This is a genomic window from Prochlorococcus sp. G4PB16 (assembly GCF_059772465.1).
Window position 1 is genome coordinate 427,238 of record NZ_CM186289.1, and the last position, 9,310, is coordinate 436,547.

Annotated in this window: 19 protein-coding genes; 12 read left to right on the forward strand and 7 right to left on the reverse strand. The window is 35.3% G+C overall.

What is annotated here, in order from left to right:
• The first annotated feature begins 95 nt into the window (after positions 1-95).
• Together AC6EIZ_RS02450 and AC6EIZ_RS02455 are read left to right on the forward strand one after the other, a co-directional pair.
• The gene (locus AC6EIZ_RS02450; RefSeq protein WP_498512073.1) at positions 96-944 is read left to right on the forward strand and encodes an LOG family protein; all 849 of its coding nucleotides are present in this window, start codon (positions 96-98) and stop codon (positions 942-944) included.
• Positions 945-959: 15 nt separating this feature from the next.
• Positions 960-1,241: a hypothetical protein gene (locus AC6EIZ_RS02455; RefSeq protein WP_498512075.1), complete on the forward strand. Its 282-nt coding sequence runs from the start codon at positions 960-962 to the stop codon at positions 1,239-1,241.
• On the opposite strand, the gene AC6EIZ_RS02460 is transcribed toward AC6EIZ_RS02455, so the two are convergent.
• The gene (locus AC6EIZ_RS02460; RefSeq protein WP_498512077.1) at positions 1,218-1,628 is read right to left on the reverse strand and encodes an MAPEG family protein; all 411 of its coding nucleotides are present in this window, start codon (positions 1,626-1,628) and stop codon (positions 1,218-1,220) included. The genes AC6EIZ_RS02455 and AC6EIZ_RS02460 overlap by 24 nt on opposite strands.
• Before the next feature lie 208 nt (positions 1,629-1,836).
• Between AC6EIZ_RS02460 and AC6EIZ_RS02465 the strand changes: the two genes are divergently transcribed.
• Both AC6EIZ_RS02465 and AC6EIZ_RS02470 read left to right on the forward strand, forming a co-directional pair.
• Complete coding sequence (locus tag AC6EIZ_RS02465) at positions 1,837-2,001, forward strand: hypothetical protein (protein WP_269605828.1); 165 nt, start codon at positions 1,837-1,839, stop codon at positions 1,999-2,001.
• An 8-nt stretch (positions 2,002-2,009) separates the two neighbouring features.
• Positions 2,010-2,207 (forward strand): hypothetical protein, encoded by a 198-nt coding sequence (locus AC6EIZ_RS02470; protein ID WP_498512079.1) that lies wholly within the window; start codon positions 2,010-2,012, stop codon positions 2,205-2,207.
• A gap of 12 nt (positions 2,208-2,219) precedes the next feature.
• Here AC6EIZ_RS02470 and AC6EIZ_RS02475 read toward each other — a convergent pair whose 3' ends face one another.
• Together AC6EIZ_RS02475 and AC6EIZ_RS02480 are read right to left on the reverse strand one after the other, a co-directional pair.
• On the reverse strand, positions 2,220-2,480 hold the full coding sequence (locus AC6EIZ_RS02475; RefSeq protein ID WP_498512080.1) for a hypothetical protein: 261 nt from the start codon (positions 2,478-2,480) through the stop codon (positions 2,220-2,222).
• Between the two features lie 62 nt (positions 2,481-2,542).
• Complete coding sequence (locus AC6EIZ_RS02480) at positions 2,543-2,704, reverse strand: hypothetical protein (protein ID WP_498512082.1); 162 nt, start codon at positions 2,702-2,704, stop codon at positions 2,543-2,545.
• A 194-nt stretch (positions 2,705-2,898) separates the two neighbouring features.
• Here AC6EIZ_RS02480 and AC6EIZ_RS02485 point away from each other — a divergent pair, with 194 nt between their 5' ends.
• Positions 2,899-3,033, forward strand: coding sequence for a hypothetical protein (locus tag AC6EIZ_RS02485; protein ID WP_498512084.1), 135 nt, complete (start codon positions 2,899-2,901; stop codon positions 3,031-3,033).
• 187 nt (positions 3,034-3,220) lie between these two features.
• Here AC6EIZ_RS02485 and AC6EIZ_RS02490 read toward each other — a convergent pair whose 3' ends face one another.
• Positions 3,221-3,343 (reverse strand): hypothetical protein, encoded by a 123-nt coding sequence (locus tag AC6EIZ_RS02490; protein ID WP_498512085.1) that lies wholly within the window; start codon positions 3,341-3,343, stop codon positions 3,221-3,223.
• A gap of 433 nt (positions 3,344-3,776) precedes the next feature.
• Positions 3,777-3,932 (reverse strand): hypothetical protein, encoded by a 156-nt coding sequence (locus tag AC6EIZ_RS02495; protein WP_269605837.1) that lies wholly within the window; start codon positions 3,930-3,932, stop codon positions 3,777-3,779.
• Positions 3,933-4,058: 126 nt separating this feature from the next.
• Between AC6EIZ_RS02495 and AC6EIZ_RS02500 the strand changes: the two genes are divergently transcribed.
• Entirely contained in the window at positions 4,059-4,226 is a 168-nt protein-coding gene (locus AC6EIZ_RS02500) for a hypothetical protein (RefSeq protein ID WP_498512087.1), read from the forward strand.
• 92 nt (positions 4,227-4,318) lie between these two features.
• Positions 4,319-4,594: a hypothetical protein gene (locus AC6EIZ_RS02505; protein ID WP_498512089.1), complete on the forward strand. Its 276-nt coding sequence runs from the start codon at positions 4,319-4,321 to the stop codon at positions 4,592-4,594.
• Between the two features lie 113 nt (positions 4,595-4,707).
• On the opposite strand, the gene AC6EIZ_RS02510 is transcribed toward AC6EIZ_RS02505, so the two are convergent.
• On the reverse strand, positions 4,708-5,226 hold the full coding sequence (locus AC6EIZ_RS02510; RefSeq protein ID WP_498512091.1) for a hypothetical protein: 519 nt from the start codon (positions 5,224-5,226) through the stop codon (positions 4,708-4,710).
• 155 nt (positions 5,227-5,381) lie between these two features.
• Between AC6EIZ_RS02510 and AC6EIZ_RS02515 the strand changes: the two genes are divergently transcribed.
• Positions 5,382-5,594, forward strand: a complete 213-nt coding sequence (locus tag AC6EIZ_RS02515) for a hypothetical protein (RefSeq protein WP_498512092.1) — start codon at positions 5,382-5,384, stop codon at positions 5,592-5,594.
• A 72-nt stretch (positions 5,595-5,666) separates the two neighbouring features.
• On the opposite strand, the gene AC6EIZ_RS02520 is transcribed toward AC6EIZ_RS02515, so the two are convergent.
• Positions 5,667-5,867, reverse strand: a complete 201-nt coding sequence (locus tag AC6EIZ_RS02520) for a hypothetical protein (RefSeq protein ID WP_498512094.1) — start codon at positions 5,865-5,867, stop codon at positions 5,667-5,669.
• A 1,081-nt stretch (positions 5,868-6,948) separates the two neighbouring features.
• Here AC6EIZ_RS02520 and AC6EIZ_RS02525 point away from each other — a divergent pair.
• The 4 genes from AC6EIZ_RS02525 to AC6EIZ_RS02540 all read left to right on the forward strand — a co-directional run bounded on the left by AC6EIZ_RS02525 (position 6,949) and on the right by AC6EIZ_RS02540 (position 9,254).
• Positions 6,949-7,122: a hypothetical protein gene (locus AC6EIZ_RS02525; RefSeq protein WP_498512095.1), complete on the forward strand. Its 174-nt coding sequence runs from the start codon at positions 6,949-6,951 to the stop codon at positions 7,120-7,122.
• 9 nt (positions 7,123-7,131) lie between these two features.
• The gene (locus tag AC6EIZ_RS02530) at positions 7,132-7,293 is read left to right on the forward strand and encodes a hypothetical protein (protein WP_498512096.1); all 162 of its coding nucleotides are present in this window, start codon (positions 7,132-7,134) and stop codon (positions 7,291-7,293) included.
• Positions 7,294-7,497: 204 nt separating this feature from the next.
• Complete coding sequence (locus AC6EIZ_RS02535; protein ID WP_498512098.1) at positions 7,498-8,136, forward strand: SOS response-associated peptidase; 639 nt, start codon at positions 7,498-7,500, stop codon at positions 8,134-8,136.
• A 614-nt stretch (positions 8,137-8,750) separates the two neighbouring features.
• Positions 8,751-9,254 carry a hypothetical protein gene (locus AC6EIZ_RS02540; RefSeq protein WP_498512099.1) on the forward strand — a complete coding sequence of 168 codons (504 nt, stop codon included), beginning with the start codon at positions 8,751-8,753 and terminating at the stop codon, positions 9,252-9,254.
• Positions 9,255-9,310: the final 56 nt, after the last annotated feature.

The following is a 9,310-nucleotide window of genomic DNA, read 5'->3' on the forward strand; positions in this document are numbered from 1 at the left end:
GCATCAGCCACTTCACCATTCATTTCACATGGATGGATAGATGGATGAATTGATCTAATTCCTTACCGCATTAAAACTCAAGGAGGCATATTTTGATGAGCACTCAAAATAGAAGTGACGATCTAGAACTAGTTAGTAAAAACCTTGAATTAATTATTAGTTCGAACAATTACCAATTAGCCCATGAAGATAGAGAGTTACTCAATAGTGATGAAATGAGAGGGGTACGAATGCTTCTAGAAATTAATAAACCAGAAAAAATCCTTGAAGAACAAAATATTTTGTCAACAATCATCGTCTTTGGAGGTGCAAATCTATCTGATAAAAGCTCTATAGAGAACAGAATTGAACTAGCGAAGAACTCTCTCACCAAAGATCCGAGCTCATCTAATTTACAGAGAGAAATAACACGTCTAAAGAATTTACAATCAATATCTCATTACTACGATTCGGCCAGAGAATTCGCAAAGATTGTCTCCAGACAAAACCAAAAAGAACACTGCAATTCACATGTAATTGTAACTGGTGGCGGCCCAGGGATTATGGAGGCTGCCAATAGAGGCGCTTTTGATGCCGACTGTAAATCCATAGGTTTAAATATAAGTCTCCCAAACGAACAACATCCCAATTCATATATCACTCCAGGACTTTGCTTTAAATTTAATTATTTCGCCTTACGAAAATTTCATTTTGTAATGAGATCAGTTGCAGCAGTATTTTTCCCAGGTGGATTTGGAACATTTGATGAACTATTTGAATTACTGACTCTTCGTCAAACAGGAATGAAAAATCAAATTCCAATTATTCTTTTTGGTCGAGATTATTGGTCGAAAGTAATCAACTTTCAATTCCTATCAGATCACGGACTTATCTCAGATGAACATATGAGTCTCTTTCAATACGCCGATAGTGCTTCAGAAGCATGGCAGATTATCAAACAATAGACGTATCATCTGATAATGGATTGGAAAACATCACTAGATTGGTATTGTTCAGGCAACATTCTCGAGAAAGAGGATCTTGAGCTTTTAGAAAAACAGTATCAAAAGGTAATTAATGAAATAGACACGAATCATGCCCTTGAACTAGCTCCAAAACATATTTGTAATCAAACCAATATTCCAGAGGGAAGTTCTTGGTTTACAGCAGTAGCAGTTGTACTTGATAGATTAAATCCTGTTAAGACTGGCAAGCCAAGAAGTTTAATTGTTGATCAATTAAGAGGAAAGCAAAGCAGTTAAGCCCTCTTTATACAAAAAAGTTGAACATAAAAGGCCCGATGCCCAACAAAGTCCCCTAGCTGGAGGAATATCTCCGACATAAGCACCGATATAAATAAACCTCACGAATGGGTGAACCCACGCAGCTATAACTGCTACAGGAGATACAACACCAGCAATCAGACATAGCAAACACGCAGGAGCGTGAAGAGTTATGCTTTCCCAGCAATTTTGATGACACCAAACAGCTCTTTTGCCAAAATCGGGGAGCTCATCAAATAAAGCTCTTGGAGCACTCATATTTTCGGCCGAATATCCAGCTTTGACTCGGCCATAAGTTAGTGGCCCAATTGAAAGCAAAACAACAACGGCAGACAGACAAAGGCTCCAAGCAAAAGCTGTTTCCATGGAATAAAAAATGATATTCAGAGCTTAAGAGAGGCAGAGTCAAAATGAGGATGAAGGTTGGGTTTAAATTGATAAGCTCAAAGTTAATACAAATAAAGTTTTCAAATAGAGGATAAAAACACAATATTTAGTTCATAAACTTGTTATCCTCTGGAAGTCATAAGAGTTCTGCTCGACCAAATAACCCATTATTAAAATCAATCCAACCATGGACTGGGATTCTGCAAAACAACATTGCAACGAGCGAAACTGGCAATGGTCATTGGAATTAATCAATCAGGCTCAAAAGGAGATGGAAGAGTTAGAAACGAAACTAAAAAAATGTGAGGATCAACAGAAAGCGAATCGTTTATATAACGCATGTAATTACTAATGGAAGAAATGAGCGCAACAATAGTTCCATTGGGTTCCCTTGCACTTATATTTGCTGTGATTTCAATCCTTGTCTTCCTTAGGAAAGCAAGTATCGCAAGACAAGCTGATGAGTCTATAAAAAATAGAATGGAAGCAAAAAGAAATGAAAAGACAGAGAGTCTTGAAGAACAAAAAAAACGTTTAGAGCTTTTGCTTAAGAAATAAAAAGATACCTATTTACAAATTATCGTCGCTTATTTTGCCAATTCTTTTGATCGGATTAGACCCATCTCTGTGATTTGCTGGATCAAATGGAAAATTTGTATCTGGTCCTAAAAGATCTTCAATACTTTTTGAATCCATTGAACTTTGATCATTTTCAATAACAACATCCGATGTCATTAACACCGGCTGTGCTTCAACTGACTGGAAGCGAACACTAATTACTAAAAATAGGGAAAGAAATAATCCAAACAAAGTTTTTATAACACTTTTCATTGAGTAGTAAAAGATTAACGATTTGCTCAAGGAAAGTATATTTCCTTATGTCCTATCAACTACTAGTCCTCAAAAATAAGACATGCAGGTGAGGAAGGATTTAAAGCACACTCTCTCTCCCAGTATGAAGCGATCGCTGTCATTCCCCTTTTGACTGCCTCGTGTTTTCCACCTATGTCACCCATATTTTCTATGGGGACACTAAATGAAGTTTGAAGTTTCATAGTTTTCATCTTCAATTATTCTCGGTATAAATCATCAAGAAGGCCTAAAGCAAGTGAATTTATCCTCATCTTTCTCTTAAATTATTTTAGAGTCATCAATTAAAATAATTTTTAATCTGGAAAAATCAATTTTTGAGATCTGATGAGCTGCTTAAAAAAACAAAATCAACTCAAGTAATTAAGGATTATGAGAAGTGACTTCAACAATAATTTCAATAATGACATTAGGCATTGCTATTACAAGTATTTCAGTTTGGTGGGTCAGAACAACCCTCAAAGAAGGCAAAAAGGCACTTGAAGAAAGCCAAAAAGAGAATCTAGACAATTAACACTTTCATAGATTTAGGTACAAAGAAATGCTCTGAGAAAAACCATTTGAACATTTAGAAAAAAAGCAACCTCACTTAACTAATGGAGGAGCTAAGAAACACATTCTTCAGACCAACGAAGAGTTACTTCTTATTAAGGGCAGCCTTAACCTTTGTGGGAGACGATGCCTTAAGTTCCTTATTTATCTCATTTTTTACGTTCATCAAGAACTTTAATACGAGCTTTATAGCTCTCTTCTAGTCTTTTTCTGGAGTCATAGATGTTGTCTAGTTCCTCTTGACGTTGATTACGCTTAAGCTCTTCAAGCATTATCAGAAACCACATAAACAGTTCTGGTAGGTGCAATTAAAGAATCAGAGAAAAAGTATCGAAGAGTGAAGTGTACATAACTTTACTTTCGGAGGACACAACTACTATGTCCTAAATTAATTTATTAGGGATGAGGCATACCGTAGAAATTGATTCGGTAAATACATCTCACTTCGTTTGCTACTAAACAAAAGTTAGGTATACCGACCTCTAAACTTTTTCACAAACATCTCTTGAAAGTGACAACAAAATAATGGCTACATATTCACTCTTTCTTGGAATCCTCGTGATAATCATTTCGTGGAAAATTTACAATGACTGGGCTTCTGGTCTGGCAGGGTTTATCTATGGAGGCATCTTATTTTGGAGCATCAAATTATTAGTTGAACTCATTAAAACATTATTTGGATAAAAAATAATTTCTCTATTGAAATTAAATAAAACTACTGAAACCATGTTTTAAGCCCCAAAAGATAGTCACCAAAATTGCTGACAAAGGTAGTGCGATAGCGAGTGTGATATTGATTGTTCTAAAAATCTTTCCAACTCCATTACTCGTATCTTTAGAAGGATCTACGATAAGTGGCATAGCGTATACGTATTTTTTTATTTATAGGCGCAATTTTCATTCTATTGGTTAGATTGTCGCAATTATCGAGACAGTCTCATGTATTTATTAGGTCTTGGACTATTAGTGTTAAGTACTTGGTATCTGATGAAGCTATACACAAATTTCAATAACGATCCTATAGCTAAGAAAGAAATCGAAAATGCATGGCAAGAAGCCCAGAAAGAGGCAAAAGGTAAAAATCCTTTTGCTCCAGGAAGAATTAAAGATGCTCTCAATGCATATAAAGCCGATATGAATAAGAAAGATACCTAAAAATAGAAAAAACCAAAGAGATCATAATTATTCCTAGAAAGTGGTTAAATTATGATTTTGATGATTTCGTAGTGACACCCTCATTAGTTTTAATGGATTATGTAAACAGAAAGACATTAAATAACGAACAACTAGAATATCTCGAACAAGTTTTAAAAGCATCTATTCAGAAATTGAAATTCACTGGTATAGAACCAGTTATCTCTAATAACAAAATATGTGATGCAGCTCTCATTTCCCAAGGCTCCTATGAAATAAGTTGTATTGCGTCCATACTTGATATGCTTCAGCCAACTGAAAAAACAATGGAACGCAAAAAAAAGGTATTCAACGCTCTATGCAATGCAGGTTTAATAGTTACTGATTAAAAGAAGAGATCTACCTGAGCAAACAGTTCCAAACAAATATTAACAAGATATCTACAAAAAATACCAGCGAGAGGCATTGAACCTCTCATGCCGCCTGACGGTCTGGGTAAGCGTTATTTAGCAGCTTCAGGTGCTTTTCTGACTTTGCGTGCACGTCTAGCAGGTCTACCAGCACTTGGCTTAACAACTGCAGAAACCTCAGCTTTAGCTTTGGCTGCAGCCTTTTTAGCAACAGGCTTTTTAGCTACTGCTTTCTTTGCTGTTGCCTTTTTAGCAACCGTTTTTTTTGCAACAGCTTTTTTTGCTGTGGTTTTTTTTGCTGCAGCTGCTTTTGGAGCAGAGCCTTTACGTGTGCGATGAGAAAGAATTAAAGCCCATTCATCAGCGCTAATATTTGCTGGCTTATTTCCATGAACCTCAGAAACTTTAGCTGCTTTTTCGATATCTTTAATTAAGTTTTTCCAAGAAGCTGCGTAACGTTTATCAGATTGAGATTTAGCACCGCTTTCAACAAGGGTTTCAACGACTTGAGAAGCAGTAACCTTCTTACGACGTCTGTTAAAGATCTCCTTTTGCAAGGTAGCAATCAAGGCATCACCTTTAGCACTAACTTTGATGGATAACTGAGACATAACTCAATAATTACTTTCCTTATACATCTATCACATATAGGGTATTAAATTCAATAGTCAATGGTTAATCGACTACTAAATTTTCATATATCTATCAATATCTATATAAAGTGACATCGTTAAATAATTGGATCTTGACTATAAAGCCATATCAAGTGGGCAAGAGAAAAGCAAAAGCTAATACAAAAACAATCCTAGTAAATAGAGCCAATAAACCTCACATACTGATCAAAGATGGCATGGGAACACTAATAAGCAAATTGATCTATTCAAGTGTCAGGCTACCTCTGGACACCAACCAATCTCTTTCTCTCGTTGCCGCATCCAAAGAAGACAACGTGAAATCAAATGGTCTCCATGAGGAATAAGACGATGATGTACATGACACGAAAGAATTATTCTGCGATGATTGTCGCTGGAACAATTGAAATGTTGACATGTCAAGCAAACGCAAGCTGAACATGTTTTTTTGAGAATCTCTTTCTCAAGGAATTGCCACTCTTCTTCTTGACCGAAGATCTAATCGGTGCAAGTTTCTTTGGGGTGAGTCGTAGACATTGACCAATTCCAATAGGCTGGGCTACGGCAGATGCCCATTCCTCAGCCTTAAAGACAGCATACGGGGAAGCAGATGAAGTCATTTACCTTTAGCAGTACACATGTACTAGCAAGAATTAATAGGTAATGTCAAGTCATATATTTCAAAACATCTAATATACGTCGCTTGCAATACCAAAAATCGAACAAACTAAATGCTCAAACACGATGAATATTTCAAGCATATAAAGGCTAATTAAAAATAGTTAAATGTATAGGTCCACCACAAAGCAAAATAAGCAAAAAAAAAGCCCTCATCTCATGAGGGCAAAATAAACTGCTGAAGGATCCCCATCACCCAGCTTTTCAAAATAATAATCAAATCAATCAGATTAGGCAACATTAAAGCACCATATGTTTTATCTCAGGCTTAAACGAACACCATCTGTAGGGGGGGGTTGATTTATCTGAGAAATAGAGTTAGAAATAGTATCCCCATCACCCAGACCCGCAGGACACCATACCTAGGGTCTTTTTTATTGGAAACCCTTTTATAGAAAGATTTCGTCAATATTAAGCATATAGGAGCTGTGGAAAACTTATGTTATTTGAATGAATTTGTGAGCTACAAAAATATGTCCTTACCTAAATCTTCAGAAAAATAGCTTGTAAATGTTTATAAACGATTAATTAAAAAATCCCTTCTCAATTAAGTAAAAGGTTCTAAATCTTTTAATTGATAGGGAATGACAATTGCGCTGAAGAAATTGAATAGATCGAAATATCGAATAAATCCAGTTGAAATCTTGATGTGATTACAAAAAATGATTGATCTCAAAAAGAAATATCAAAAAAGAACCAATTGAAGCCAGAGGCCTTCGAAGTCGTAAGTATTCTTTCTATAAGCCAAATCAACAAGAAGATTTCAAAATTAGTAGAGGTCGTTTCTCAAATTTTCTGACGTGTCAAAGGTGCTTTTATCTAGATGGAGTAAGAGGTCTTGATCCTCCAGTGACACTAGGTTGGACTCTTAATGAAACCTCTGACCTGTTTCACAAAAAATAATTTAACGATTGCAGACAAAAGCAGGTTCGACAGAGTATTTGCATCTAAAGGACTATTTGTTTTGTTCCATTTGATCATCATGAAATAGATAACTGGAGAAACTCACTTCATCGGGGACTAATGCATCGTTACAAGGTTACCGGAATAATTTTTACTGGAGGTGTAGACGATATTTGGCAAGACACTATTACAAGACAACTAATAATTGTGGATTACAAATCAAAACTAAGAAAAGAACGAGTAGATAAGAAAGATTATTTAGAGGATCCTTTTCACGAGGTTATAAAATTCTAATGGACTTTTATGCTTACTTACTCTTGGGATGGGTTTAGTGTTCATCCAATATCTTATTTTCTAGTTTGCAATGCAAAAAGGGATGAAGATGAATTTATTAAGACCATGCGTTTTGATGAATATCTTGTCCCCTACAAATGGAGCAATGATTGGATAGAAAATCGACTATAAAATAGTCACACTAATAAATCAATCAGAGATTCCAGAATCAAATCCTTCATACAAGAACTGAGCTTATGTAGATCAATATTCGAAAATACTATTTTCAAGAAATTCAAGTAAAAAAGAAATTACACAAGGAACTTTGCCATTATTTTATGAACGCTAATAGTTTTAAAATGATCCTGATCAAAAAGCGTCTAAAGGATTAATAGGATGTGCGGAAGATATCAGCTATTAACTAAATTTATAAATTTACCTGAACTTTTAAAAAAAGATGTACCAAGGGGATTGAGTCAAAATTATGAACCACAAATATTAATCAAACCAGGTTCTCCAATTCTTGTTCTTAAGAATGAAGGCAAGACACAAACATCCATAATGCTATGGGGGTTTATATCTGAGTGGAGTAAAGATCCTTTTGATAACACAAGGCCAAAGCCATTTAACGCGAGATCAGAAAGTGTTGAAGAGAAGAAACTTTTTCGTGCAAGCTGGAGGCATAAGAGATGTTTGATACCTGCCAGTGGTTTTCTAGAAAAAGGTCATCTAATAGGTAGAAAAGATTCTCAAACTTTCTGGTTAGGAGGACTTTGGAATCGATGGATGTCTAAAGAAGGATGTGAACTAGAGAGCTGTTGTGTGCTAACGACCGAACCAAATGATTTAGTCAAACAATTTCATAACCGTATGCCCGTTATTATTCCAAATGGGCTAGAAGAAGATTGGATCTCTTCAGTTAAAAGTCCTCAAGACCTTAAAGCTTTAAAACCGTTAATGACTAAATGGGACCCAGAAGAATGGACAGCCGAGCCAATAAACAAACCTAATGCAGACCAATTATCCTTCCTATAAAATCAAGACCAAAAAAGGGCTTATACAAGCCCTTTTGTACATTTTATAAGATCAGGACTTCATTGATCGTGATGCACTTCTGCCGAGCTAGGCATTTCATGGGCAGAAGACAATTTCTTCAAAGATTGAGATCCACAAATAGCAGACAGAGCGATCACAACCAATGATACAGTGCTTAACAACTGAAGCACTATCGGGAGATGTGAATTAATTCTTTCTCTAAAGGTAGTCATTTTGGAAGTTAATTAACACTCCATTCAAACAAAAAGAATAAGCACAGTCCATAGCTTGTTTATTATGAACTAAATAGCTAAAAGCAAAAAAATAAGCATAAATAAATTTAGTCCTACCGTTAAGAGTGATGTACTTGGTTTATATTCATTAGCCAAAATTAGGGACTCACTCTCTTATTGATTTCTAATTATGACCTATATATTCAAAAGTCTCATTAGATTCATAATGAAAATTAGATATTGAAAGAAATCACATGAATAAATAAATGTACAATTAAGCTAATAATTAACTCAAAACTATTCATGGCTGAAAATTAATAAAGCCTAAAACCACTAGACGTCAGATATCTGATTAAAATTACCCAAGCAAAATTAATTACAATGGACGTAAATAAAATTGATCTTCCTTCTCTAGAAAAACTTAAAGATTTAGAAAAAAGGGCAAGAGTAGATGGGAGTGGCATTGAATTTGACTCTCTAATAGGACTATGGAAATTTAATTCAGTTTGGAAGCAGGGATCAGATACAGAAGACACGATTTCAAGCACTTTGCTACAGGTTCTTTCGGCCTGTCTGGAGTTGAAGAAAGATACACAGAATCCAGAAGAAGAGAAATTTACTATCGCCAACGCAATTAAACTTGGATTACTTACCTTGAGATTCAGTGGCTACGCAAATTTAGAAAGGAAACAGCCATTATTACCCTTCTCTTTTGATTGCATTCAAATAAAACTAGCTTCATTGACTATTTTAAAAAGATCTCTACCGGCACCGGATCAAAAAAAGAGACCATTTTTTGCACTAATAGCTATGGATCCTAATGGCAAATGGTTATCAGCAAGAGGGAAGGGTGGAGGACTCGCTTTATGGGTACAAGATAATTAATCTGCTATTCAATATTTGAACAATTATTTTTGCTGAACAAATTATCTAAGGTATTT